Genomic DNA, 25,401 nt, shown 5'->3' on the forward strand with positions numbered 1-25,401 from the left:
TCACCGTCCCTTCATCTGACGCTTCTCCAGCCGGGACGCGAGATAGCCCAGCGGAATGGTGACCAGGAGGTATGTCACGCCGACGACCAGGAGAGGCGTGGCGTTGGCGAAGGTCGAGGCCGTGTCGTTGCCGAACTTCGTGAGCTCGACGTACTCGCCGGAGACACCGAGGAACAGCACCAGCGAGGAGTCCTTGAGCAGGGACACGAACTGGTTGGTCGTCGGCGGGATGACGATCCGGACGGCCTGCGGGATGACGATGGAGATCATCCCCCGGCTGTAGGACATGCCCAGCGAACGGGCCGCCTCCAGCTGCCCCTTGGGCACCGCCTGCAGGCCCGCCCGGAGCGTCTCGGCCATGTAGGCGGATCCCACGACGGTCAGTCCCAGGATGCCCTGGCCGTAGGTGCCGCCGGGCACCTCGAAGCCGGGCAGGGCCAGCGGCAGGAAGAGGATGAACAGGAAGATCAGTACGGCGGGCAGCCCCCGGAAGATCTCGATGTAGACGACCGCGATCCACCGGTACGGCCGCACCGACGACAACCGCATCAGCGCGAACAGCAGGCCGAGCAGGAAGGCGAAAACGAAACCGCCCACCGAATAGATGATCGTGTTCAGCAGCGCGACCGTGAACAGATCCGGCAGCATCTGTGACGCGACTTCAGACTTGGCGAAGTTCTGGGCGAGGGAGCCCCACTCGATGCGGGTGACGAGGAAGACGGCCACGACCACCAGCACGACGTACTGGACGGCCCGGCTGATCTGCTGCTTCTTACGCGGGCTGAGCTTGGTCCTGCCGGGGGGCGCCCCGGCAGGACCTGGCGACTCAGCCGTCGTCGACTGATCTGTCATGGGTTAGCCGAGCTCGCCGGGCTTCTTGCCGAACCACTTCATGAAGATCGCGTCGTAGGTGCCGTCCGACTTGGCCGTCGTGATCGCGTCGTTGATGGCCTTGAGCAGGATCGGGTCGGCGCCCTTCTTCAGGCCGATGCCGTACTGCTCACCGGTGTCCAGGCTGCCACCCAGCTCGAAGCCGGCGGCGATGTCCGGCTTCTTCAGCCAGGTCAGGACGACGGGCAGGTCCTGGACGATCACGTCGACCTGGCCGGACTGCAGGCCGAGCAGCTCCTTGGGAGAGTCGGCGAACGCCTTCGGGTCCAGACCCGCCTTCTTGGCTTCGTCAAGGCCCGTGGTCGAGGCCTGGGCGCCGAGCTTGAGGTTCTGGGCCTTGACCTCCTCCAGCGTCTTGGCCGTCACGCCCTTCTTGACCAGCAGTGCCTGGGTGGCGTCGAAGTAGGGAACCGAGAAGTCGATGTTCGCCTGACGCTCGGGGTTGATGGTCATGCCGGCGGCCGCGACGTCGCACTTGCCGGCGGCCATCGCCGCGCCGCTCTTGATGATGGCGAAGTCGATGTCGACGATCTCCTGCGTCAGGCCGAGCTTCTTGGCCGCCAGGTCGACGATGTCCACGTCGAAGCCGACGGTCTTGTCGCCCTCCTTGAACTCGAAGGGCTCATACGGAAGGTTCGTGCAGGTGGTCAGCTTGCCGGGAGTGACAAGCTTGGGACCGGCAGCGGCCGCGGGGGCGCCCGACGAGGCACCGTCGCTCGGGCTCGCGCTGGTGGTGGAGCCACCGCCGCAGGCCGACAGGCCGAGCACACCGGCCACGGCCACCGCGCCCACCGAGAGCGCACGACGGGAAACAAAACTCAGGCCCACAACGGCCTCCTTACGGTGAAATGTCGCATCTTGTATGAATACCTCAGTGCAGGTGATGCTTCCTCACCTGCACGACCATGCAGATCACCAGTACGACACAATTCGGACAACAACCGCGTTCGAGATTCCCTTATCAGTAACGTCTTCCCATCATGGAACCGGAGGGGTCCATTCACCGAATCGAATGGCCGCCATCCCGCCCCGGCGCGGCGACCGGGAACCGGATTCCGGGAGGTCACACACCCGCCCGGCCACCCGGACATCGAGCCCCGGCGCCACCTCCACCGGATCCGGGCACCGCCCGCACATTGAATTCGAAAGCCGCCTCGATTACTTTGCCCGATGTGCGAAACCCCCTAATCCTGTTCACCGGTGCCGCCATGGCCGCCGCCGCCGTCCTGACCGGCTGCACCGGAACGGATCCGGTGAGATCCGCCTCCCCCACGGCCACCCCCACGCCGACCTACGAACTGCCGCCCCGCCCGGTACGCCCGAGCGAGCGCCCCGTCACCGCCGGGCCCGTCAACGACGGCGACACCCGCTTCCAGGTGATCGGCCTGCAGACCGGCCTGAGCGGCTTCTTCGGCACCCACGCCGAATGGCAGGCCAAGGGCCAGTACGTGGTCGTACGGATCGTCGTGGAGAACCCCGGCCGCGCCAACTCCCGCTTCGTGGCGGGGCGGCAGAAACTCGTCGCGGCCGACGGCGCGACCTACGCCGTCGACAAATTCGCCCAGGCCATCAAACGCCAGCCCGACACGCTCCCGCTCGGCGCCGGGGTCAGAATCGAGATGGACCTCTGGTTCGACATTCCCAAGGAGGCGAAGGTCACCGCGATCCGGCTGTTCGGCGACCCGCCGCTGGGCTCGAGCGCCGCCACCGACGGCGCCGAGGTACCCCTGCCGTAGAAGGTCGTAGAACGTCCTGAAACAGACGGGCCCGCCGCATCTGCGCGCGACGGGCCCGGGGTGTCACGTGGTACGGCTTACGCCTGCCCCTCCGGAACCTCTGGTGCGACGGCACCGCCCAGATAGGCGGCCTGCACGGCGGGGTCGTTGAGCAGATCCGCGGCGGGCGCGCTCTTGACCACCTTCCCGGTCTCCAGAACGTAGGCCCGATGGGCCAGCTTCAGCGCCTGCTGGGCGTTCTGCTCCACCAGCAGCACCGTGGTGCCACGGCGGTTGATCTCCGCGATGATGGAGAAGATCTGCTGCACCAGCAGCGGCGCCAGACCCATCGACGGCTCGTCCAGCAACAGCACCTTCGGCTTGGCCATCAGGGCACGGCCGATGGCGAGCATCTGCTGCTCGCCGCCGGACATCGTCCCGCCCATCTGGACCCTGCGCTCGGCCAGCCGCGGGAACAGCTCGTACACCTCCGCCAGATCGGCGGAGAAGTCACCCGAACGCGTGTAGGCGCCCATCAGCAGGTTGTCGTGCACCGTCATACCGGGGAAGATGCCCCGGCCCTCGGGCGCCTGACCCAGACCCGCGACAACACGCCGGTGGCCGGGCAGCTTGCTGATGTCCTTGCCGTCGAAGGAGATGCTCCCCGACGACAGGCCACGCAGACCCGAGATCGTCTTCAGGGTCGTGGTCTTGCCCGCCCCGTTCGCTCCGATGAGCGTGACGATCTCGCCCTCGTTCACCTCGACCGAGATGCCCTTGAGCGCCTCGATCTTGCCGTAGTGGACATGGATGTCCTTGACCTCAAGAAGCATCTGCGGGAGCCCCCAAATACGCCTCGACGACCCGAGGGTCGTTCCGCACCTCGTCCGGCAGGCCGTCGGCGATCTTCTGACCGAAGTCCAGCACCGCGATACGGTCGCTGATGCCCATGATGAGGCTCATGTCGTGCTCGATGATCAGAATCGTACGGCCGGCGTCCCGGATATCCCGGATCAGCTGCTGCAGCGCGATCTTCTCCGCCGGGTTCATACCGGCGGCGGGCTCGTCCAGCAGGAGCAGCTTCGGCTGGGTCGCCAGCGCACGGGCGATCTCCAGCCGGCGCTGGTCACCGTAGGGCAGGTTCTTGGCGTGGTCGTTCGCGCGGTGCGCGATACCGACGAAGTCAAGCAGCTCCATCGCCAGCTCACGACCGCCGCGCTCGGCCGTACGGTGCCAGGGAAGCCCCAGCGCCACACTGACCACACCCGACCTGTGATGCGCGTCGGCGCCCACCATGACGTTCTCGATCGCCGTCATGTTGTGGAACAGCCGGATGTTCTGGAACGTCCGGGCGATGCCACGCTTCGTGATCTTGAAACGCTTGACGCCGCTGATCTTCTCACCCAGGAAGCGGATCTCTCCCTCGGTCGGCTGGTAGACACCGGTCACCACGTTGAAGACCGTTGTCTTGCCGGCGCCGTTCGGGCCGATGAGAGCGAAGATCTCACCCTCGTTGATGGTCAGATCGACCTCGCGCAGCGCCGTGACACCGCCGAAGCGCATGACGAGGCTCTTCAGCTCCAGCATCGCGCGACCGCTCCGCTCCTGGACCTGCACGGGCTCCGGCTCCGGCTCCTGAACCGCCTCCGCGTTCACATCAGCGCTCACTTGGAAGCCACCTCCTCGCCATGCGCCTCGGGCCCGGGCACCTCTGCGCCGAGCGTACCCATCCCACCTGATCCCTCTTTCAGCTCCGCCCTGCGTTGACGCGATGGAAGCAGACCCTCGGGACGGAAGATCATCAGCGCGACGAGCACCGCACCGAAGATCAACATGCGGTACTCCTCCAGACCGCGGAAACGCTCAGGCAGCCACGCCACCACAAACGCGCCCAGCATGACACCCGGAAGGTTGCCCGCGCCGCCCATGACCACCGCGGCCAGGATCGTCGCCGACAGCAGGAACTGGAAGTCGTTCGGGTTGATCGAGATGGACTTCGCCGCCCACAGCACACCCATCGAACCACCGATGGAGGCACCGATCGCGAACGCCAGCATCTTGAACCGGAACGTCGGCACGCCCATGACCTCGGCCGCGTCCTCGTCCTCACGGATCGCCGCCCAGGCCCGCCCGACACGGCTCTTCTCCCAGCGCTTCACCAGGATGATCACAATGACGGCCAAGCCCACCAGCAGGTAGTAGTAGGGCTTGGGGTCCAGCACGCCGTACTTGAGAGGCTCGATGCCGCCCAGCAGGTTGGAGACATCCACTCCGAAGATATGGAGATCGTTGATGCTCGGCGGGTGCGGGATCCCGCGGATGCCGTTCGGGCCACCGATCTCGTCGGTGTTACGGGCGGTGATACGGATGATCTCACCGAAGCCCAGCGTGACGATCGCCAGATAGTCACCGCGCAACCGCAGCGTCGGAGCGCCCAGCGTGATGCCCGACAGCGCACACAACGTGATGCCGACCAGCATGATGACCCAGAAGTTCCAGCCGAGCCTGGTGCCGATCAACGCCATCGCGTAACCGCCCACCGCGTAGAACGCGACAAACCCCAGGTCGAGCAGACCCGCCTGACCGACCACCACGTTCAGGCCGATCGCCAGGACCACATAGGTCCCGATCGGGAAGAACAGGATGCTCGCCCAGTCGGTGTCGGGCGACATGAAGCTGCCGATGCTGTCCGACGGCAGCAACAGAGCCACCACGATCAGCAACAGATAGACGATCCACCGCTGCCAACCCGGGGTGCTCAGCCAGCGATCGTGCATGACGTCGCCGAAGTTGCCAAGTCCGGTACGGAAACGTGCCAGGGGATTCTGGTTCATGCGCGCGCCTGCTGAAGTGATTCACCGAGGATTCCGGTGGGACGGAACATCAGGACGAGAACAAGGATGGAGAAGGAGATCACATGCTTCCAGTCGGAGCCGAAGAAGATGGCTCCGTAGTTCTCCACCAGACCCAGCGTGATACCGCCGACCAGGGCTCCACGCAGGTTGCCGATACCACCCAGGACCGCCGCGGTGAACGCCTTGATCCCGAACAGGAACCCGATGAAATAGTTCGTGTTCTCGTACGAGATCAGATAGAGGGCGCCCGCCACACCGGCCATTCCACCGCCGATGAGGAACGTCATCCGGACGATCTTGTTGATGTCGACGCCCATCAGAACCGCGGCCTCGGGGTTCTGCGCCGTGGCGCGAATCCCTCGGCCGACCTTCGTACGGTTCACCAGGGCATCAAGCGCGACCATCATGCCGATGGCCGCCACGATGACCAGAACCTGGTCGACGCGGACCGAATGACCGAAGATCGAGAAAAGCTCGGTCCGCTCCATCAGCCGGGGCAGAGCCATCGGAATCCGGCCCTGCTGCGGACGGTTGAAGACCTTCGGAATGATCAGGAGCGCGAACAGCTCCTGCAGGAAGATCGAGGCGCCGATCGCCGAGATGAGAGCCGCCAGCCGGGACGCGCCGCGACTACGCAGCGGCCGGTAGGCGATCCGCTCCAGCGCCATCGCCGTACCCGCCGAGGCCACCATGCCCGCCAGGATCATCGCCACGATGATCCCGACCAACGCGATGCCGGTCAGCGGCGAGGAGATGCCCAGCACGAACGGCACGAACATCGCACCGAAAGTTCCGATCATGAACACTTCGGAGTGCGCAAAGTTAATGAGCCGCAGCACGCCGTACACCATGGTGTAGCCGAGCGCGATCAGGGCGTAGATCGAGCCGAAGGCGAGGCCGTCGATCGTCGCCGGCCAGAACTGATTGACGAAGTCATTGAGCACTAGGGTTTACCACTTCTAGCGGGGGTCGCCTGCACTGTGCCGGTAGTACACCACTTCCGGCGAAGCCTCGTGGACTCTGACCGGAAGTACGCGGAGAGCGGGAACGCATCGCGGCGTTCCCGCTCCTCGCGCATCAACTACCTAACTCTTTCTTCAAGCTCCCGGCTCAGCCCAGCTTGGCCTCGGCGGCCTTGCCAAGCAGGCCGATCGCGCCATCCTTGACCTGATAGATGTAAATGTCCTTCGCCGCGACCTCACCGTTGGCCTCGAACTTGACCTGCTTCGAGACACCCGCGAAGTCAACCGTGCCGATGAAGGCGTTGATCTTGTCAGCGGTGGTGTTGCCCGCCTTGATCGCGTCGATGAAGACGGTGGCCGCGTCATAACCCTCGGCCGCGTAGATCGCCGGGTCGGCGCTGTAAGCAGCCTTGTAGGCGTCGGCGAAAGCCTTCACCTTGGCGTCGGTCACATCCGGGGTCGCGATGTAGCACGGGCAACCCACGAGAGCGCCCTCGGCGTTCGCGGCACCCGCGCCGTCGATGAGGCCCTTGTCCAGCGAACCGTCACCGGACAGGAACTTCGCCTTCACACCCTTGTCACGGAGCTGCTTGAGCAGGACACCGCCCGCGGCGTAGTAACCACCGAAGAAGATCGCGTCAGGCTTCGCCGCCACAACCTTGTTCACGACAGAGGAGAAGTCGCTCTCGGCCGGGTCAAGCGAGTCGTTCGTCAGCTTCACGCCCTTGCCCTCAAGCGTGGTCCTGACGACATCGGCCAGCGGCTTGCCGTACTCGGACTTGTCGTCGATGACAAAAGCGTTCTTCGAACCGACGCCGTCCGCGATGAAGTTGGCGATACCGGGGCCCTGGACGCTGTCGCTCGGGAGAACCCGGTGCCAGTACTTCCAGCCGTTCGCCGACAGCGCGGCGTTCGTGGCGGACGCCGAGATGCTCGGAATCATCGCCTCTTCCATCACCGGCGCCACCTGGGCGGACTCACCCGAGAACGCCGGGCCGATCAGACCGACGATCTTGTCGGTCTTGATGGCCTGCTGAGCCAGCGCGACGGCCTTCGAAGGGTCGGCCTGGCTGTCATATTCGACCATCTCGACCTTCACGGCCGGATTGGTCTTGTTGTACTCGTCGATAACGAGCTTCGCACCGTTCCTGGGAGGAATGACGATGCCGGCGTTCGCGCCGGTCAGGTCACCCATGAACCCAAGCTTGATGGTGCTACCGGCGGCGGCGCTGGAGCTACCGGCTTCCGGGCTGGCGTCCGTGCCTCCTCCGTCTGAGCAGGCAGCGAGACCGAGGGTGAGCGCCAGACCGACGGCAAGCACTCCACCGAGGCGTGCAGACTTAGGCCGCAAGGTTGCCTTCCTTTCGCCCAGTCCCTCGTCAGGACCGAGTTCACAGATGCCCACCCCTGGCGAGGTATGCCAGGGGGTTGTGTCGGTTAGTACAGCTAGCGGATGTCACGGGTCGATACAGGACGGCCCACCGTTGCTGTTTCGTTATAACACCGATCCTTTTCGGCTATCAGATACAAAAGCCATGGTCACTGGCAATCTAATGCAATACAGGTAGATCACTCCGAGTACGCGAAGGCACACCCGACGTCTCGACCAGTGGACACACACATCGGCCCGGATAAAGACTTCCCACCACACGGCACGGCCAGACGCGACAACCCACCCCGAAATCAGGCCTCCGGAGCCTCCGCACCCCCGGCCGCGGGACCCGACATCTCCGTGACCACGATCTGAGCCACCTGGCGCATACTCAGCCTGCGATCCATCGACGCCTTCTGAATCCACCGAAACGCCTGCGGCTCACTCCACCCGTGCTGCTCCATGAGCAACCCCTTGGCCCGCTCGACCAGCTTGCGCGTCTCCAACCGCTCCGAGAGCGTGCCGACCTCCCGCTCCAGCGCCGCCATCTCCTCATGCCTGCTGACCGCCATCTCGATCGCGGGCACAAGATCGGACTTGGTGAACGGCTTCACCAGATACGCCATCGCCCCGGCGTCCCTGGCCCGCTCGACCAGATCCCGCTGCGAGAAGGCCGTGAGGATGAGACACGGCGCGATCCGCTGCGACACGATCTGCTCGGCGGCCGAGATCCCGTCCAGGATGGGCATCTTCACATCCAGGATCACCAGATCAGGCCGGTGCTCCAACGCCATTTTGACCGCGGTCTCCCCGTCCCCGGCCTCCCCGACGACGGCATACCCGTCCTCCTCCAGCATCTCCTTCAGGTCGAGGCGGATCAGTGCCTCGTCTTCCGCGATCACCACTCGCCGCTGCGTACTCACGAGCAAGAGAGTACCGACGTCCGCTAGATTAGGACTACGTCGGTGTCCACGGCTGATCCAGTTCTAGGTATGCTCGTCACCGATGTAAAAATCCGGACAAGTCCGGAAATATCAGCCGGAATGGTGGAATGGCATACACGGACGCCTCAAAAGCGTCTGCTCGAAAGGGCGTGCGGGTTCGAATCCCGCTTCCGGCACCCATCCGACAGAGTCCTTCAATCCTGGACAAGTCGCCCCGCTGAACTCCTCAAATCAATTCCTTGCACCACTCTCTGTAGCGAACCTGAAACTGTCGGTGGCCGCTGGCATGGTTTATTCCATGCACCCCCGCGAAACTGTCGACCGCGCCCTGCAACTGTCCGCGCTCGGCCTTATCGATCGTCAGGTAGCCGATCTATGCGGTGTATCCCTCGGCGCCGTACAAAAGTGGAGAACCGGCGTACGGCGAGCATACGAAGAGGATGACACCAGACGTTTCCATTCTTGCCCTCGCTGCCACAGTCGCGTGCTCGACGAGACGGCCTACGCCTATCTCCTCGGGCTGTACCTGGGTGACGGCCACATCCTCCTCTGCCGCAAGGGCGTCTATCAGCTCACTCTCGCCTGCTGTGACGACTGGCCAGGGCTTATGCAGGAAGCGGCGGACACCCTGGCAATAGTGATGCCGACCTCTTCCGTCGGCCGTCGCCAGAAGAACGGCTGCACGGAGGTCAGAAGCCACTCCAAACACTGGGCATGCCTGTTTCCTCAGCATGGCCCTGGTCGAAAGCACGAGCGGAAGATCGCCCTGGAGGATTGGCAGCTGAAGATTGTCACAGAGCACCCCGGCCTGTTTGCCAGGGGCCTGATGCACTCTGACGGCTACAGAGGTATGAACCGGATCCGCCATCACTTCAACGGTAGTGATCACTGGTACGAGTATCCGCGCTATCTCTTCAAAAACGAGTCCAGGGACATCCTTGAGCTGTGCGGTGAAGCGCTGGACCTGCTCAACGTGAACTGGCGCTATTCGCGCTACAACACCATCTCGGTGGCCAAGCGGGAGGCGGTTGAGCGGTTGGATGAGTTCGTGGGGCCGAAGTACTGACGTGGTGGGCGAGAGAGATTCGAACCCCCTCAGTCGAAACACCTGATTTACAGTCAGACCCGGCTCTCCCACTCCGGCGCCGCCCCGTGGAGACGCCTTCAGGATGGTCTTTCGCCGGTGCGGGCGGCAACGGGTTTTCCCGAGCGGGCCGACGGGTTGCCGGGGCCGGCTTCGGCCGTCCCTCGTGCGGCGGGTGGGTGGTGAGTGGACTGCGGGCGGGCGAGTAGGTTGCTCGGAAGACTGTTGATCGGAAGGTGGCGGCGTGGAAGCGACGGGGAACGGCCGGGGAGGCCGGAGCGGTGTCTCGGCGGCTCTTTCGGAGGGTGCCTTGGCGGCTTCGGGGGGTGCTCCGGCGATTCTTCCGGGGGTGGTGAGGCTGAGCGGGCACGGGGTGGTGCTGCGGGAGTGGGAGGACGACGACCTGGTGGCGATGGTCGGGTTGTTCGACGACCCGGATGTGGCCTACTGGACGCCGTTGGCCTCGCCGTTCGATCTGGAGGCCGCGCGGGTCTATTTGAAGCGGGCTCAGGAGAGGCGGGCGGCGGGGAAGCGGGTTCAGCTCGCCGTCACCGTTGACGGGGGCGAGCCGATGGGTGAGGTGTTGCTGATGCTGAGCGAGCTGGATCTGGATGTCGCGGAGATCGGTTATGCCATGGGGGCGGCGTATCGGGGTCGGGGGCTGGCGGCGCGGGCGGTGCGGGTGATGACGGGCTTCGCCCATGACACCGTGGGCGTCTCCCGGCTGCTGCTGGAGATCGAGGCCGGAAATGCCGCGAGCGCGGCGGTGGCCCGTGCGGCCGGGTATCGCCTGACGGAGGCTCCGCCGATTCATTCGGAGGAGAAAGGCCGCCCGATTTCCTTGCAGACCTGGGAGTATGACCACGCATAAGTGGTCGGCCCTGTCATCGGCTCCGGCCCAGCCGGACGGTGTCTGAAGTTTCGTTGTTTCATGGAAAGCAAGGGAAGGGCGGAAGAACCGCATCTTCCCGTTGAGACGGGGATACAAAAAGATCAACTGAAGCCCGTTCGGCGCCTCTCGTCGGCCTTCGAGGACTTCAAGGAGATGGTTCACCCGCAAATTATTGTAAATATTGCAGAGCGCGCGCGGCATGGGTTTAAGTTTTAATCACCGGCTTTACCAGATGCCGGCAGCAGGAATTTCCCGGCTTATTGATTACCAAAAACCCGCAGGGTGAAGCCCCTGCTGCGGGCTGAGGCGAATGCCCGAAGCGGGGCTCCTGAGCATGGGGCAGCCCCAGGCGATGTTGCGACTGTAGGTCTGCACCATGCCGGGACGGCCAGGATGCCGGAGCACGCGCGGGACGCCGGGACGGGGCAGGGTGCCGCGCTGCGAGCGGGACGCCGAGATGGGCAGGGTGCCGGGCCGCGAGCGGGACGCCGAGACGGGCAGGGTGCCGGGCCACGAGCGGGAACGCCGGGACGGCCGGGGTGCGAGCGGGGGCGCCGGGACGTGGGCTGAGCACCGGGCGGGGAGCGATGCGTGCCGCCCGGTCGGCCACCGCCAGGGCGGTGGCCGTATCCAGACGAGCGGGTCGATCAGGTGGGGCCGAGCCGGGTCAGGCGGGGTTCGAGACCGCCGAGCCGATGGTGTGGACGCGCAGCGCGTTGGTGGAGCCGGCCGTTCCGGGAGGGGAGCCGGCGACGATGACGACCTTGTCGCCCTTCTCGAAGCGGGCGTTGGCCAGCAGCGAGGCCTCGACCTGGCGGACCATGTCGTCGGTGTGGTGGACGAAAGGCACCTCGAAGGTCTCCACGCCCCAGATCAGCGCGAGCTGGTTGCGGATCTCGGGGGCGGAGGTGAAGGCGAGGAGCGGGATCGGCGAGCGGTAGCGGGCCAGGCGGCGGGCGGTCTCACCGGACATGGTGAAGGCCACCAGGGCCTTGGCGCCGACGATGGCGCCGACCTCGGCGGCGGCACGGGCGATGGCGCCGCCGGTGGTCTCCGGCAGCCGGTCCAGGCTGTGGGTGGCCTGCAGCGAGGTCTTCTCCGCGGTCGTGGCGATGCGGCTCATCGTCTCGACGGCCCCGACGGGGTAGTTGCCGACCGAGGTCTCACCGGAGAGCATGACCGCGTCGGCGCCGTCCATGACGGCGTAGGCGACGTCGGAGGCCTCCGCGCGGGTGGGGCGCGGGGCGGTGATCATTGATTCGAGCATCTGGGTGGCGACGATGACCGGGCGGGCCTTCTCGCGGCACAGCTCGATGGCGCGCCTCTGCACGATGGGCACCTCTTCGAGGGGCAGCTCGACGCCGAGGTCGCCGCGGGCGACCATGATGCCGTCGAAGGCCTCGACGATGGCCGGGAGCCGGTCCACGGCCTGCGGCTTCTCGATCTTGGCGATCAGGGGGAGGCGGATGCCCTCCTGCTCCATGATGTTGCGTACCACGTCGGCGTCGGAGGGGCGGCGGACGAAGGAAAGTGCGATCATGTCGCAGCCGGTGCGCAGGGCCCAGCGCAGGTCGGTCTCGTCCTTGTCGGTGAGGACCGGGGCGCTGACGTTGACGCCGGGGAGGTTGATGCCCTTGTTGTCGGAGATCATGCCGCCGATGAGCACGCGGGTGGTGACGCGCTGGCCGTCGACCCCGGTCACCTCGAGGTGGACGCGGCCGTCGTCGACGAGGATGCTGTCGCCGGGGTTGACGTCCTTGGGAAGTCCGAGGTAGGTGGTGGACACCTGGTCACGGTTGCCGGGGACGTCTTCGGTGGTGATGACGAAGACGTCGCCGAAGCCGAGGCGGACGGGGCCCTCTTCGAACCTGCCGACTCGGATCTTGGGGCCTTGGAGGTCGGCGAGCACGCCTACGCCACGACCGAGCTCGGCGGCAGCCTCCCTCACCCTGTCGTAAACCTCCTTGTGCAGCTCATGGCTGCCATGGCTGAGGTTGAAACGGGCCACGTCCATGCCCGCGACGATGAGTTCGCGGAGGCGTTCGGGAGAGGAGGTGGCGGGGCCGAGAGTGCAGACGATTTTCGCGCGACGAGTCACGGATCCCACCCTAATTGGTACAGACCACTGGGTTGTGACGTTAGTCATTCCGCCAACGAAAAACTGGGTTACATAACGCTACCGCTGGTGAACGGGAGGTGGACAGTCGGCCTCGGTGTGCCCGCGGGGGTGCCGGCGGCGTCTCCACAGGTATCCGAGCCAGGAGACGAGCACGAGGATCAGCACTCCGAGGCGTGCCAGGTTGGTGTATTCCTGCGGGTAGACGACCCCTTCGATGTAGTGGTCGATGAACCCGCCGGGGGGCAGTCCTCGCTCCCCCGCGTTGCGCCTGCCCCAGTCTTCCACGACGGTGAGCGGGCACTCGACGCCGGTCATGACGGACATGAGGCCCCATGCCGCGACGGCCAGGTGGGCCCGGATCAGTCGCGGCCACCGCCAGGCGAGGAACCCGCCGACGGCCATGAAGACCAGGATGAGGAAGTGCACCACCATCGCGGCTTCCCCGATGAGGCGATAGGCCATACCTCGACCGTAGATCCCGGCCGAGGCCTCTGTCGCCCGTCTTCGGGGTGGTCCTTCGCGGGATCAGCCTGTTGTGGCGGGTCTCGCAGGTCGTCCCGTTCGGCGAATTTCGCGGGGCCGGATCGGAGCGGCCGGGTAACGATAATTTTGGCATGTCCGAACTCGGGCGTGACCTGTGAAAGTCCCCTGTGACGCGGTTGTCCCGCTGCCGGATTGTCGGCTGCCGGGCTCGGCCCGGAGCGCTCGGCCGACGGGCCTCCGCTCGGTCCGGAGTGCTCAGCCAACGAGCTTCCCGCTTAGTCCGGAACCCTCAGCCAATGGGTTTCCCGCTCAGCCCGGAGCGCCCGGCAGGCGGTCTCAACGCGCTCCGGAGCGCCCGGCCGATGAGTTTCCGCTCGGTCCGGAGCATTCAGCCGACGGGCTTCCGGTGGGACAGGCCCGACGGCGCTTCCCGCGGGGCTCTAGGGCGCGACCTTGGCCGCCTCGCCGGCGTCGACGATGCCGTGGCCGTAGAAGCCGTTGTCGGCCTTGGAGCCTTCGCAGACCTGGGTGATCTCCTGGCCCTCCATGCGGTAGACGTACTTGCGCGGTGAGGGGCAGGACTTCTTCTCGGCGGTGGCGTAGAGCAGGCGCTGGACGTCTTCGGGGGGCATGGTGACGCCGCCCTTGCCGGGCTTGCCGAAGCGGCTGATCAGGATGGCGGCGACGCCGGTGGCGTGCGGGGAGGCCATGGAGGTGCCGGCGAGATATTGGTAGTAGGCGCAGGCGCCGTTCAGGCAGTCGCGGACGACCGAGGGGCTCAGCGGCTCACCGCTCGCGGAGAGCATCCCCTGGCTGCGGAGTACGTGCTCGGGGGCCGCGGCCAGGACGGTCCTGGTGACATCGGCCTTCTTGCCGCCGTCGTACTCGTCGCCGCCCGGCGCCGACAGGTCGGCCTGCTCGCTGCCGTAGTCGGAGTAGTAGGCCTTGCGCTCGGTCGGGCCGACCGCCGACACCGAGATGACGCCCTTGGACTCGGCGGGGACGTTGATGCAGGAGTTGTCGACCTTGCGGACGCGCTCGCTGTCGGCGGGGTAGTCGGGGCTGGTCGCGTCGGACTTGGGCTTGCCGAGGTCGGTGGAGCCGTTGCCGAGGGCGCTGATCAGGGTGACGCCCCGCTTGCGGGCGTAGTCGATGGCGCGCTGCATGCCGGTGATGACGCCGCGCTGCTCGAGTTGCTCGGCTTTGGAGTCGGCGGAGTTGGACGGGCAGTTGAACAGCCACGGGTCGACGTAGTAGCTCATGTTGACCACGTCGATGCCGGCGTCGGCGGCGTAGGTGAGCGCGTCGAGGCTGGGCTTGAGGAAGAACAGGCCGGAGTCCTGGCCGGCGCGCAGGTTCACGAGGGACACTCCGGGGGCGACGCCGGCGATGCCCAGGCCGTTGACCGGTGAGCCGATCGTGCTGGCCACGTGGGTGCCGTGGCCGTCGTCGTCCCAGTCGGCCGGGTCCTTGCAGCCGGGAAACTCGCAGGGGCCGTCGAGGGTTTTGCCGGTGGAGTCGTTGGGGCGGTCGGTCACGAAGTTTCGGCTCAGCGCGAGGTTGAAGTTGGGGGCGATGTCGGGGTGTTTGCCGTCCACGCCGGTGTCGATGATGCCGACCAGCACCTTTTTGCTGCCGGGTGCGGTGGCGTAGGAGCCTGTGGCGGTGGCGCCGATCATTTTCATGTCCCACTGCTGTCCGGCCAGTGGTTCCGCGCCGCCGGACAGTTTGACCGCCGGGATGTCCGACGCGCTTCCCCTGGTGGGGGCGGTCGCGGCGTCCGACGCGGCGAAGCCGATCTCGCGGTTGGAGGAGACGCCCGCGACGGCGTCGCTGCCCGCCAGGCTTTCGATGAAGCGGGTGCCCGGCCCTCTGGCCACGACGTATCCCAGTTTGCCCTCGGTGGACAGCGTGGTGCCGCCGTCCTTCTTGATCGCGGCGAGCGCCCGGTCCTTGGCGCCGTCGGCGTAGAAGACGAGGTAGTCGCGGGTCTGCCCGGTGGCGGCTGTGGCTCCGGTGGCTCCGCCTGTGAGGGTGCCGGCCGTGAGGGTTGCCGCCAGGGCGGCCATCGTCGCCGCGCCCGTCAGGCGTCTGGTCCCGCGATTCATCGATCCTCCGTACCGGGCCTGATCAAAAGAGGTCACCCTTCAGGCATGCAACCAGTCAAGCAATCTGTCCGCCGTTAGTATCCCCATCACCGTACGGCAGGAAAAGCAATGCCGGTGTTGCCGGTACGGCGTGCATGCCGTACCGGCAACACCGGCGATGTCGTCAGACCAGTGGCCGGGCGGTCGGCGGGATCGCGACCGGGAGGGCGGTCTGGCCGGTGAGGTAGCGGTCGGCGGCCGAGGCGGCGGAACGGCCTTCGGCGATCGCCCACACGATCAGGGACTGGCCGCGGCCGATGTCTCCGGCGACGAACACACCGTCCACGGAGGACATGTAGCCCTTGTCGCGGGCGACGTTGCCCCGGGCGTCGAAGAACTCGTCTCCGGCGGTCTGGGCGAGCTCCTGCAGCAGGCCGTTCTTCTCCGGGCCGACGAAGCCCATGGACAGGGCGACCAGTTCGGCCGGGATCTCCCGTTCGGTTCCGGGGATCGGCTTGAATCCCGCTCCCGGGCCTTCCACCTCGACCAGGCGCAGTGCCCGGACGTTGCCGTCGGCGTCGCCGACGAACTCGGTGGTGGAGACCGCGTAGACCCGGTCGCCGCCGCCCTCGGCCAGTTCCTCGTGGGCGCTCTCCATCTTGAACAGCATGGGGAACGTGGGCCACGGCTGGCTGCCGGGGCGCGTCTCCGGGGGCCGGGGCATGATCTCCAGCTGGGTGATCGACGCGGCGCCCTGGCGGACCGCGGTGCCGATGCAGTCGGCTCCGGTGTCGCCGCCGCCGATCACGATGACGTGCTTGCCCTCGGCGCTGATCGGGGAGACGGGGTAGTCGCCCTCCTGGACCTTGTTGGACGGGGGGAGGTATTCCATCGCCTGGTAGATGCCCCCGAGGTCGCGTCCGGTGACGGACAGGTCGCGCCACTGGGTGGCGCCGCCCGCCAGGACGATCGCGTCGTACTCCTCGCGGAGCCGGGCGGCGGTGATGTCGACGCCGACGTTGACGCCGGTGCGGAACTCGGTGCCCTCGGCCCGCATCTGCGCGAGTCTCCGGTCGATGTGCCGCTTCTCCATCTTGAACTCGGGGATGCCGTAGCGGAGCAGGCCGCCGATCCGGTCGGCGCGTTCGAACACCACCACGTCGTGTCCGGCTCTGGTGAGCTGCTGGGCGGCGGCCAGGCCGGCGGGGCCGGAGCCGACGACCGCGACCTTCTTGCCGGTCTTCGAGGTCGGGGGCCGGGGGGTGACCCAGCCCTCGGCGAAGGCGCGGTCGATGATCTCGACCTCGACCCGCTTGATCGCGACCGGGTCGGAGTTGATGCCGAGCACGCACGCCGCCTCGCACGGAGCCGGGCACAGGCGGCCGGTGAACTCCGGGAAGTTGTTGGTGGCGTGCAGGCGCTCGATGGACTCCTGCCAGTCGTCGCGGTAGACGAGGTCATTCCATTCGGGGATGAGGTTCCCGAGCGGGCAGCCGTTGTGACAGAACGGGATGCCGCAGTCCATGCAGCGCGCGGCCTGCTTGGTCAGTTCGGGCTTGGGGAAGTCCTGGTAGACCTCCCGCCAGTCGCGGATGCGGACATCCACGGGGCGGCGGGCCGGCAGCTCGCGTTCGTGAGTGAGGAAACCCTTAGGGTCAGCCATCGGTCGTACCTCCCTTAATCCTGAACGGTCTGGTGGGCGCGGCCGGTGACGGCCTGGGTCGACGCCGGCGTCGTCGCCGGACGGTCCGATGAGCGCGGGCGGCGGGCACCGCCGGCGGGCGTCGTTCCGGGGTGGCCCGGTGAGCGCGGCCTGCCGTGGTCGCCGGTCTGTGCCGGCATCGGCGTCATCCCTGGACCGCCGCGGCCATGACGGCCTCGTCGATGTCGCGGCCTTCGAGCCGGGCGGATTCGGCGGCCTTCAGGACCCGCTTGTAGTCCTTCGGCATGATCTTGCTGAAGCGGGACGGGTCCCAGTCGGTGAGGAGCGTCTTGGCCACCGTGGAGCCGGTCTCGGTCATGTGTGCCTCGACGATCTCCCGCAGTGCTTCGGAGTCGGCCTCGGTCAGCGTCTCGATCTCCACCATCTCGCGGTTGACCCGGGCGAGGTTGAGGTCGAGCAGGTAGGCGATGCCGCCGGACATGCCCGCCGCGAAGTTACGGCCGGTCGGGCCGAGGACGACGACCTTGCCGCCCGTCATGTATTCGCAGCCGTGGTCGCCGACGCCCTCGACGACCGCGGTGGCGCCGGAGTTGCGGACGCAGAACCGCTCCCCCATGACGCCCCTGACGAACGCCTCACCGGAGGTCGCGCCGTACAGGCCGACGTTTCCGGCGATGATGTGACCTTCCAGCGGGGCCTCGTCGTGTGGCTGGACCGTGATCCGGCCGCCTGACAGGCCCTTGCCGAGGTAGTCGTTGGCGTCGCCGGTCAGCCGCAGCGTGATGCCCTTGGGCAGGAAGGCGCCGAAGGAGTTGCCCGCCGAGCCGGTGAAGCGGATGTCGATGGTGTTGTCGGGCAGGCCCGAGCCGCCGTACCGCTTGGTCACCTCGTGGCCGAGCATGGTGCCGACCGTGCGGTTGACGTTGCGGATGGGGAGGTCGAGCGTGACCCGCCGGCCGTCCTTGAGCGCGCCTTCGGCGAGCTGGATCAGGGTGTGGTCCAGGGCCTTGGCCAGCCCGTGGTCCTGGCCCTGGGTGCGGCGGAGCGCGGCGCTCGCGGGCAGTTCCGGCTGGTGCAGGATCGGCGCGAGGTCCAGGCCGCCGGCCTTCCAGTACTGCTCGGCCGAGGTGGTGTCCAGCATCTCGGCGTGGCCGACGGCCTCGTCGAGGCTGCGGAAGCCCAGCGCGGCGAGGTGTTCGCGGATCTCCTCGGCGATGAACTCGAAGAAGTTGATCACGAATTCGGGCTTGCCGGTGAACCGCTTGCGCAGCTCGGGGTTCTGGGTGGCGACGCCGACCGGGCAGGTGTCCAGGTGGCACACGCGCATCATCACGCAGCCGGAGACGACCAGCGGGGCGGTGGCGAAGCCGTACTCCTCCGCGCCGAGCAGCGCGGCGACGATCACGTCTCTGCCGGTCTTGAGCTGGCCGTCCACCTGTACGGTGATCCGGTCGCGCAGGCCGTTGAGCAGCAGTGTCTGCTGGGTTTCGGCCAGGCCGAGCTCCCAGGGGGCGCCGGCGTGCTTGAGCGAGGTCAGCGGGGACGCGCCGGTGCCGCCGTCGTGGCCGGAGATGAGCACGACGTCGGCGTGGGCCTTGGACACGCCCGCCGCGACCGTGCCGACGCCGACCTCCGCCACGAGCTTGACGTGCACCCGGGCGGCGGGGTTGGCGTTCTTGAGGTCGTGGATGAGCTGGGCGAGGTCCTCGATGGAGTAGATGTCGTGGTGCGGCGGCGGCGAGATGAGGCCGACGCCGGGGGTGGAGTGCCTGGTCTTGGCGATCCACGGGTAGACCTTGTGGCCGGGCAGCTGGCCGCCCTCACCGGGCTTGGCGCCCTGGGCCATCTTGATCTGCAGGTCGTCGGCGTTGACGAGATATTCCGAGGTCACGCCGAAGCGGCCGGAGGCCACCTGCTTGACGGCCGAGCGCCGGGCGGGGTCGTTCAGCCGCTCGGAGTCCTCGCCGCCCTCGCCGGTGTTGGACTTGCCTCCCAGCTGGTTCATCGCGATGGCGAGGGTCTCGTGCGCCTCCATCGAGATGGAGCCGTAGGACATCGCACCGGTGGAGAACCGCTTGACGATCTCGCTGACCGGCTCGACCTCGTCGATCGGGACCGGCTCGCGGACGCCTTCCTTGAATTTGAACAGGCCGCGCAGGGTCATCAGCCGCTCGGCCTGGGAGTCCACCAGGCCGGTGTACTCCTTGAAGACCTCGTAGCGGCGCGAGCGGGTGGCGTGCTGCAGTTTGAAGACGGTCTCGGGGTTGAACAGGTGCGGCTCGCCCTCGCGGCGCCACTGGTACTCGCCGCCGACGTCCAGGCGGCGGTGCGCGTTCTCGGCGCGCGGGTAGGCCCGCTGGTGGCGGAGCGCGACCTCCTGGGCGAGGATGTCGAAGCCGATGCCGCCCAGGCGGGAGGTCGTCCCGGCGAAGCAGGTGTCGATGACGTCCTGGCCGAGGCCGAGCGCCTCGAAGATCTGGGCGCCGGTGTAGGAGGCGACCGTGGACACGCCCATCTTGGACATGACCTTCAGCACGCCCTTGCCGTACGCCTTGATGAGGTTGCGCACGGCCTTGTGCCTGTCGATCTCCAGGATTCCGGAGGCGACCATGTCCTCGACGGTCTCGATGGCGAGGTAAGGGTTGATCGCGGCCGCGCCGTACCCGATGAGGAGCGCCATGTGGTGCGCCTCGCGGGCCTCGCCGGTCTCGATGACCAGGCCGACCCGGGTGCGGGTCTTCTCGGCGATCAGGTGGTGGTGGACGGCGCCGGTGAGCATCAGCGACGGGATCGGCGCCAGGACGTCGGAGGAGCCCCGGTCGGAGAGCACGAGGACCCGTGCTCCGCCCCTGATCGCCTCGGAGGCCTCGGCGCAGATCTCCTCGATGCGGTGGAGCAGTGCCTCGCCGCCGCCTCTGACCTCGTACAGGCCGGAGATCACGTGCGGGTGGAAGCCCGGCAGCGCGCCCTCGTCGTTGATGTGGATGATCTTCGCGAGCTCGTCGTTGTCGATCACCGGGTAGGGCAGCACGAGCTGGCGGCAGGAGACCGGGCCCGGGTCGAGCAGGTTCCCCTCGGGGCCGAGCGTGCTGGCCAGGGAGGTGACGAGCTCCTCGCGGATCGCGTCCAGCGGCGGGTTGGTGACCTGTGCGAACAGCTGGCTGAAGTAGTCGAACAGCAGGCGGGGCTTCTCGCTGAGCACCGCGACGGGGCTGTCGGTGCCCATCGAGCCGATCGGCTCGATGCCCGCCTTGGCCATCGGCGACAGGATGATGCGCAGCTCTTCCTCGGTGTAGCCGAAGGTCTGCTGCCGCTTGATCAGCGCCTCGTGGGTCGGGATCTCGTGCGCGCGGGCCGGCAGCTCCTCGAAGCGGACCAGTCCGGCGTGCAGCCAGTCGGCGTAGGGCAGTTCGGCGGCCAGTTCGGCCTTGATCTCGTCGTCCTCGATGATCTTGCCGAGTTCGGTGTCGATCAGGAACATCTTGCCGGGCTGCAGGCGGCCCTTCCTGACCACGTTCTCCGGCGCGATGTCGAGCACGCCCGCCTCGGAGGCCAGCACGACCAGTCCGTCCGCGGTGACCCAGAACCGGCCGGGGCGCAGCCCGTTGCGGTCGAGGACCGCGCCGACCAGGGTGCCGTCGGAGAAGGTGATCGAGGCCGGGCCGTCCCAGGCCTCGAGGAGCGTGGAGTGGAACTCGTAGAACGCCCGCCGCGCGGGGTCCATCTCGGTGTGACCCTCCCACGCCTCGGGGATCATCATCAGCACGGCGTGCGGCAGCTTGCGCCCCGCGAGGTGGAGGAGTTCCAGCGTCTCGTCGAAGGAGGCGGTGTCGGAGCCGCTCGGGTCGCAGATCGGGAAGAGCCGCGACAGGTCGCCCGGAATGTTGGCGGTCTCCAGCATCGCCTCGCGGGCGCGCATCCAGTTGCGGTTGCCCTTGACGGTGTTGATCTCGCCGTTGTGGGCGATGAAGCGGTACGGGTGCGCCAGCGGCCAGGAGGGGAAGGTGTTGGTGGAGAAGCGCGAGTGGACCAGTGAGATCGCGGTCTCGTAGCGCTCGTCGCTCAGGTCGGGGAAGAACGCCTCGACCTGCAGCGGGGTGAGCATGCCCTTGTAGACGATCGTCCGGGAGCTCAGCGAGGGGAAGTAGACGTCCACCTCGTGCTCGGCGCGCTTGCGCAGGCAGAAGGCCAGCCGGTCGAGGTCGAGGCCGGTCTCGCCGTTCGGGGAGGTCACGAACAGCTGCCGGAAGAACGGCATCACCGCGCGGGCGCTGGGCCCGGGAAGCTCCGCGTCGACCGGGACGTCGCGCCAGCCGAGGACCGTGAGGCCCTCCTCCGCGGCGATCTCCTCAATCATCCGCACGCCGATCTCGCGGGCTTCGGAGTCGCTGGGCAGGAAGGCCATGCCGACGGCGTAGGCGCCGGCCGGGGGCAGGGAAAGATCTACCACCGCGCGGAGGAAGGCATCGGGGATCTGCGTCAGGATCCCGGCTCCGTCACCGGTGTCTGGTTCGCTACCCTGGGCCCCCCGATGATCGAGATTGCACAGCGCGGTCAAGGCCTTCGCGACGATGTCGTGACTACGGCGTCCAGCCACATCCGCAACCATGGCGACACCGCAGGCGTCGTGCTCGTGCGAGGGGTGGTACAGGCCCTGAGGCTCGGGAAAGCCGAGGTGGGCAGCAGGCATTGAATCCCTCCCGTCGTCTTGCTTCTTTGGAACAAGCAAAGGGACGACGTTGGCCCTGCTGCGTGGTGGGTAGACATTACCGTACCCTGCCGGAAACCTGCCTACCCGGTCCGAATCGCACGTATTTAGTGCTGGTTCGCCCCGATTCGTTGAACGCCGCAGCGTGGCGAGGCATTCCAGGTCCGGGCTTTAAGGTGGGCCAATGGAACCGAGTGGCCCGATGGACCCGCTGATGACGCTCGTCGCGCGTGCGGGAGTGGACGGCAGGCGACTGCGGAACGCGCTGGCGGCGCTGAGCGACGGGCGCTGGTGGACGCTCGCGGAGCTGGTCCGGGAGACCGCGACGTCACGGCGGACCATCGAGTCCCTGCTGCGCGAGGTCGAGCTGGAGCGGTCCGGCGACCGGTTCCGGCTCCCCGAACCCCCGGCGGGCCTCGCGGATCCCACGGACCGGACGGATCCCACGGACCGAACGGATCCCACGGACCGGACGGATCCCACGGGCCCGGCGAGTCCCGTGGACCCGACGGGTCTCACGGGCCCGGCGAGCCTGACCGGCCCCACGGGTCCGGCCGGCCGCGCGGGCCTCACCGGCTTCACCGTGAGCAAGGCCGTACCGGCCGATCCGGTGGCACACCTGCTGCCGGATCACACCGGCCTGCTCGCGCGAATGGACGAGCTGATCGCCAAGGCGCCCCGCGGCCGCCACACGCTGGATCACGTGGCCGCGACGGCCGACACCGTGGTCAGGCGGGCGCTGCTGCTGGACGCCCGGTTCTGGCTGGACGGCGCCCGGCTATTGTGCGTGGGCGACCACGACCTGACCTCGCTGGCGACCGCGATGCTGCACCCCGGAATCGAGGTGACCGTCGTGGACCTCGACGAGCGCATCCTCGCCTACATCGCCGACCAGGCCGACCGGCTCGGCCTCAACGTACGGACCCGCTGGGCGGACCTGCGCCTGGGTCTGCCCGCCTCGGCTCAGGCCTGGGCCGACCTGGTGATCACCGACCCGCCCTACACCCCCGAGGGCGTCGGGCTGTTCGTCGCCCGCGGCGTGGAGGGGCTCCGCGACCGCGAGCAGGGCAGGATCCTGCTGGCCTACGGCGCGAGCGAGCGCACCCCGGCTCTCGCCCTCAAGGTGCAGCACGCCCTGTCCCAGCTCAACCTCGTCAACGAGGCGATCTATCCCGACTTCAACCGCTATCTCGGCGCGGAGGCCATCGGCTCGGCCGCCGACCTCTACGTCCTGCGTCCCACCACCAGGACCTGGCCCGCCGTGGCCGCCCGCGTCGACGGCTACGGCACCGCCATCTACACCCAGGGCCCGCAGTCCGTGGAGTCCACCGGCTCTCCCTCCGGCCCCGCCGGTCTCTCTGTGCCCGCACCGGCCACCTCTCTCGGCGAGTTCACCCCCGAGGTGCTGGTCGGCGAGTGGCCGGGGGACGTGTTTCCCAAGGTGCCCCGGGCGCGCCTGACCACCTGGCTCGCCAAGCCCTACGCCACCGACCCCGCCCGGGTCGCGATAGCCGTCCCCGCCGCCCTGGAGGCCGCGCTCCCCCGGCTGCTGCTGGCCACCCGCGCCCAGGACATCCGGATCACGCTGGCCGGGCCGCCGAAGGACCTGCCCGCCGACCTGCTCTCCCCCGTCTACGAGCTCACCGCCGACGGGAGCGCCGTTCACGTCGTACGGCTGCCGCCTCCCACCACGGACATGGGGCGGATCCTGCGCCGCATCCTGGACAACGCCCACGGCAAGCTCGCCAACACCTGGCGCGAGGCCCTCATCAGAGCCCGGGGCGATCTGACCAAGAAACAGGCCAGGGCGGTCATCACCGCCGTCGCCCCCTGGGCCGACGACGTCACCGTCCTCGAACTTCCCGCTCACCGCCTCCAGGAGCTCCCCGCCGCGGTGGCGAGCTCGCTGACCGTGCCGAGCGAGACGTAGCGGGACGGCCCGGACCCCGGGCGAAACGCGGCTGAGGGCGAGACATCGCGGAGCGGCCGGCCCCTGGGCGGGACCTGGCGGGCAGGACGCGGCGGAGCGGCAGGCCCCCGGGCGGCACGCCACCGAGCGGAGGAGATCCCCGGCCCGGCGGCAAGCTCCCTCAGAGCAGCAGCCGCCGCTGGATGGTCAGGCTGAGGCCGTCCACCGCCACCTGCGCGTAGGTCAGGTCCACCTGGTCCTCCGGCGCCGCCGGGCCGACCCAGCTCAGGGTGACGTAATGCCCCAGGGCGCGGGCCTGGGCCCAGCTGTGGGCGCCGTCGAAACCGGCGGGCGTGCCGGGTGCGAGCCGTACAAAACCGCCGCTCCCGAAGGCGGCCACGAGCTTGTCGGCGGCGGCGGAGTCGGCCAGGTTGAAAATGAGGAACTGCCCGGAGATCCGGCCGTCCGGGGTCTCGTAGCGGGCCCGCAGCGCCTGTGTGCACCCGGCGACCGCGCCCTCGGCGCTGCCCCACACCGCCTGGGCGCAGTCGGTCAGCGTCTCGGTCCCCTTGACCGTGAGCGTGACCGCGCCCGAGGTCACCGACCCGCCGGGGAAGATCTCGGCGACGGTCAGCGGCTCGGGGTCGAGGGCGCGGGTGGCGATGGGATCGTAGTGGGCCGAGGTCGGCTCGCCGCGGAAGACGGCCGCACGCGGGGCGGCCTCACCGCCCCGCGACCACAGGAACACCGCCGCCCCGGCGACCACGACCAGCACGACGCCGACGATCCACTTACGCATGACAGACGACCCTACTGGGACCGGCGGGGGCTAGGGTGCCGGAGCCGCGCTGGGATCGGCCGCGACGACCCGGCGGAACACCGCCTTCTCCGCGCCCCGGACCGTCAGGCCCAGGGAGAGGAAGTCGTCCCTGGGGCCCGGATCCGCGCCGTCCGCGCGGCCGTACCAGACCAGGCCCACGTAGTGGCCCATCGCGTGGCCGCTGCCCTCGGTGTGACCGCCGACGGGGAAGACCGCCTTGTCCGCCTCCAGGATCTGGACCCAGCCGCCCCGGTGCAGGGTGGTCAGCGTCTGGACGAGCGCGTCGGCGGAGGCGGTGTCGCGCAGGTTGAGCAGGGTGTACTGGGCGACGTAGCGGCCGTCGGAACTGGTGTAGATGCCCCGGGCGGCCTGGGTGCACCCTCCCTCGGCGAGCAGATCCACAAGCTCCTGGCCCCAGACGGCCGTCGCGCAGTCGGCGTCCAGGTGGGTGCCCGCCAGCTGCAGCGTGATCCTGTCCCCCTTGAGGGTCTTCTCGGCGAAGACGTCCTTCAGCGTCAGGGGTTTGGGGTCGGCCTCGCTCTGCGCGATCGGCGCGAACAGCTTGGGCGAGACCCAGCCCTTGTAGGTGTCGGGCCGGGGCTGGCTGCCGATGGCCGAGGAGGCGGCCCGCTCGGGCACGTAGGTGCTGCCGATCGCGTTGACCGCCAGGATGAAGCCGACCACGGCGACCACCACGCCGACCACCGACCCGACGCCCACCACCAGCCGCTGCTGGAGCCGGCTCAGGCCCCATTCCTCAAGGCGGGGGACGCTCCAGGGCTCCTTCGGCTTTTTCGCCCGCCTCGGCTCTTTCGCCGCTTTCGGCTCCTGTGGCTCCTTCACTGCCTGGGTCGACCTGACCGGACTGCGGCGGCGTCTGCGCGGGGGTGTGCTCAT

General features: G+C 67.9%; 19 protein-coding genes and 1 tRNA gene. 5 read left to right on the top strand and 15 right to left on the bottom strand.

The genetic code is table 11. The features are described from left to right. Positions 1–852 carry an amino acid ABC transporter permease gene (locus CHC08_RS05575; RefSeq protein ID WP_089206073.1) on the bottom strand — a complete coding sequence of 284 codons (852 nt, stop codon included), beginning with the start codon at positions 850–852 and terminating at the stop codon, positions 1–3. Positions 853–855: 3 nt separating this feature from the next. Further along, on the bottom strand, positions 856–1,719 hold the full coding sequence (locus tag CHC08_RS05580; protein WP_089206074.1) for an ABC transporter substrate-binding protein: 864 nt from the start codon (positions 1,717–1,719) through the stop codon (positions 856–858). 344 nt (positions 1,720–2,063) lie between these two features. Here CHC08_RS05580 and CHC08_RS05585 point away from each other — a divergent pair, with 344 nt between their 5' ends. After that, the gene (locus tag CHC08_RS05585) at positions 2,064–2,627 is read left to right on the top strand and encodes a DUF4352 domain-containing protein (RefSeq protein WP_245878143.1); all 564 of its coding nucleotides are present in this window, start codon (positions 2,064–2,066) and stop codon (positions 2,625–2,627) included. Between the two features lie 77 nt (positions 2,628–2,704). Here the strand turns inward: CHC08_RS05585 and CHC08_RS05590 are convergent, their stop codons facing one another. From CHC08_RS05590 to CHC08_RS05615, 6 genes are all read right to left on the bottom strand, one after another. Beyond that, positions 2,705–3,439, bottom strand: a complete 735-nt coding sequence (locus tag CHC08_RS05590; protein ID WP_089206075.1) for an ABC transporter ATP-binding protein — start codon at positions 3,437–3,439, stop codon at positions 2,705–2,707. Then, entirely contained in the window at positions 3,429–4,274 is an 846-nt protein-coding gene (locus CHC08_RS05595; RefSeq protein WP_420823555.1) for an ABC transporter ATP-binding protein, read from the bottom strand. The genes CHC08_RS05590 and CHC08_RS05595 overlap by 11 nt, the downstream gene beginning before the upstream one ends. After that, a complete protein-coding gene (locus CHC08_RS05600) occupies positions 4,271–5,440 on the bottom strand; it encodes a branched-chain amino acid ABC transporter permease (RefSeq protein ID WP_089206076.1) in 1,170 nt (389 codons plus the stop codon). The genes CHC08_RS05595 and CHC08_RS05600 overlap by 4 nt, the downstream gene beginning before the upstream one ends. Next, the gene (locus CHC08_RS05605) at positions 5,437–6,405 is read right to left on the bottom strand and encodes a branched-chain amino acid ABC transporter permease (RefSeq protein WP_089206077.1); all 969 of its coding nucleotides are present in this window, start codon (positions 6,403–6,405) and stop codon (positions 5,437–5,439) included. Before CHC08_RS05605 ends, CHC08_RS05600 begins: the two co-directional genes overlap by 4 nt. Positions 6,406–6,571: 166 nt before the next feature. Then, the gene (locus CHC08_RS05610; protein WP_275937157.1) at positions 6,572–7,828 is read right to left on the bottom strand and encodes a branched-chain amino acid ABC transporter substrate-binding protein; all 1,257 of its coding nucleotides are present in this window, start codon (positions 7,826–7,828) and stop codon (positions 6,572–6,574) included. 278 nt (positions 7,829–8,106) lie between these two features. Then, positions 8,107–8,718, bottom strand: coding sequence for an ANTAR domain-containing response regulator (locus tag CHC08_RS05615; RefSeq protein WP_275937158.1), 612 nt, complete (start codon positions 8,716–8,718; stop codon positions 8,107–8,109). Positions 8,719–8,832: 114 nt separating this feature from the next. On the opposite strand from CHC08_RS05615, the gene CHC08_RS05620 reads away from it, so the two are divergent. The 3 genes from CHC08_RS05620 to CHC08_RS05635 all read left to right on the top strand — a co-directional run bounded on the left by CHC08_RS05620 (position 8,833) and on the right by CHC08_RS05635 (position 10,694). Further along, positions 8,833–8,915, top strand: a tRNA-Leu gene (locus CHC08_RS05620). A gap of 308 nt (positions 8,916–9,223) precedes the next feature. Further along, positions 9,224–9,805, top strand: a complete 582-nt coding sequence (locus CHC08_RS05625; RefSeq protein ID WP_245878145.1) for a helix-turn-helix domain-containing protein — start codon at positions 9,224–9,226, stop codon at positions 9,803–9,805. Between the two features lie 367 nt (positions 9,806–10,172). Continuing rightward, complete coding sequence (locus CHC08_RS05635; RefSeq protein ID WP_245878146.1) at positions 10,173–10,694, top strand: GNAT family N-acetyltransferase; 522 nt, start codon at positions 10,173–10,175, stop codon at positions 10,692–10,694. A gap of 688 nt (positions 10,695–11,382) precedes the next feature. Here CHC08_RS05635 and pyk read toward each other — a convergent pair. From pyk to gltB, 5 genes are all read right to left on the bottom strand, one after another. After that, positions 11,383–12,813: a pyruvate kinase gene (pyk, locus tag CHC08_RS05640; protein WP_089206269.1), complete on the bottom strand. Its 1,431-nt coding sequence runs from the start codon at positions 12,811–12,813 to the stop codon at positions 11,383–11,385. 78 nt (positions 12,814–12,891) lie between these two features. After that, entirely contained in the window at positions 12,892–13,296 is a 405-nt protein-coding gene (locus CHC08_RS05645; RefSeq protein ID WP_089206079.1) for a DUF2784 domain-containing protein, read from the bottom strand. Between the two features lie 461 nt (positions 13,297–13,757). Continuing rightward, positions 13,758–15,425, bottom strand: coding sequence for a S8 family peptidase (locus CHC08_RS05650; protein WP_089206080.1), 1,668 nt, complete (start codon positions 15,423–15,425; stop codon positions 13,758–13,760). A 163-nt stretch (positions 15,426–15,588) separates the two neighbouring features. After that, positions 15,589–17,067 carry a glutamate synthase subunit beta gene (locus CHC08_RS05655; protein WP_089206081.1) on the bottom strand — a complete coding sequence of 493 codons (1,479 nt, stop codon included), beginning with the start codon at positions 17,065–17,067 and terminating at the stop codon, positions 15,589–15,591. Positions 17,068–17,251: 184 nt separating this feature from the next. Continuing rightward, a complete protein-coding gene (gltB, locus tag CHC08_RS05660) occupies positions 17,252–21,757 on the bottom strand; it encodes a glutamate synthase large subunit (protein ID WP_179281899.1) in 4,506 nt (1,501 codons plus the stop codon). 202 nt (positions 21,758–21,959) lie between these two features. Here gltB and CHC08_RS05670 point away from each other — a divergent pair, with 202 nt between their 5' ends. Further along, entirely contained in the window at positions 21,960–23,705 is a 1,746-nt protein-coding gene (locus tag CHC08_RS05670; RefSeq protein ID WP_245878147.1) for a bis-aminopropyl spermidine synthase family protein, read from the top strand. Positions 23,706–23,865: 160 nt separating this feature from the next. On the opposite strand, the gene CHC08_RS05675 is transcribed toward CHC08_RS05670, so the two are convergent. Beyond that, on the bottom strand, positions 23,866–24,483 hold the full coding sequence (locus tag CHC08_RS05675; protein ID WP_089206083.1) for a hypothetical protein: 618 nt from the start codon (positions 24,481–24,483) through the stop codon (positions 23,866–23,868). A gap of 30 nt (positions 24,484–24,513) precedes the next feature. After that, positions 24,514–25,401, bottom strand: a complete 888-nt coding sequence (locus CHC08_RS05680) for a hypothetical protein (RefSeq protein ID WP_143653121.1) — start codon at positions 25,399–25,401, stop codon at positions 24,514–24,516.

Source organism: Streptosporangium subroseum (genome assembly GCF_900188345.1).
GTDB classification, from domain to species: Bacteria; Actinomycetota; Actinomycetes; order Streptosporangiales; family Streptosporangiaceae; genus Streptosporangium; species Streptosporangium subroseum.

Excerpts from the sequence above, each read along its gene's own strand:
- CHC08_RS05575 (WP_089206073.1), bottom strand. The coding sequence starts at position 852 with ATGACAGATCAGTCGACGACGGCTGAGTCGCCAGGTCCTGCCGGGGCG.
- CHC08_RS05590 (WP_089206075.1), bottom strand. The coding sequence starts at position 3,439 with ATGCTTCTTGAGGTCAAGGACATCCATGTCCACTACGGCAAGATCGAG.
- CHC08_RS05600 (WP_089206076.1), bottom strand. The coding sequence starts at position 5,440 with ATGAACCAGAATCCCCTGGCACGTTTCCGTACCGGACTTGGCAACTTC.
- CHC08_RS05645 (WP_089206079.1), bottom strand. The coding sequence starts at position 13,296 with ATGGCCTATCGCCTCATCGGGGAAGCCGCGATGGTGGTGCACTTCCTC.
- CHC08_RS05650 (WP_089206080.1), bottom strand. The coding sequence starts at position 15,425 with ATGAATCGCGGGACCAGACGCCTGACGGGCGCGGCGACGATGGCCGCC.
- CHC08_RS05655 (WP_089206081.1), bottom strand. The coding sequence starts at position 17,067 with ATGGCTGACCCTAAGGGTTTCCTCACTCACGAACGCGAGCTGCCGGCC.
- gltB (WP_179281899.1), bottom strand. The coding sequence starts at position 21,757 with ATGCCTGCTGCCCACCTCGGCTTTCCCGAGCCTCAGGGCCTGTACCAC.
- CHC08_RS05670 (WP_245878147.1), top strand. The coding sequence starts at position 21,960 with ATGGAACCGAGTGGCCCGATGGACCCGCTGATGACGCTCGTCGCGCGT.
- CHC08_RS05675 (WP_089206083.1), bottom strand. The coding sequence starts at position 24,483 with ATGCGTAAGTGGATCGTCGGCGTCGTGCTGGTCGTGGTCGCCGGGGCG.
- CHC08_RS05680 (WP_143653121.1), bottom strand. The coding sequence starts at position 25,401 with ATGAGCACACCCCCGCGCAGACGCCGCCGCAGTCCGGTCAGGTCGACC.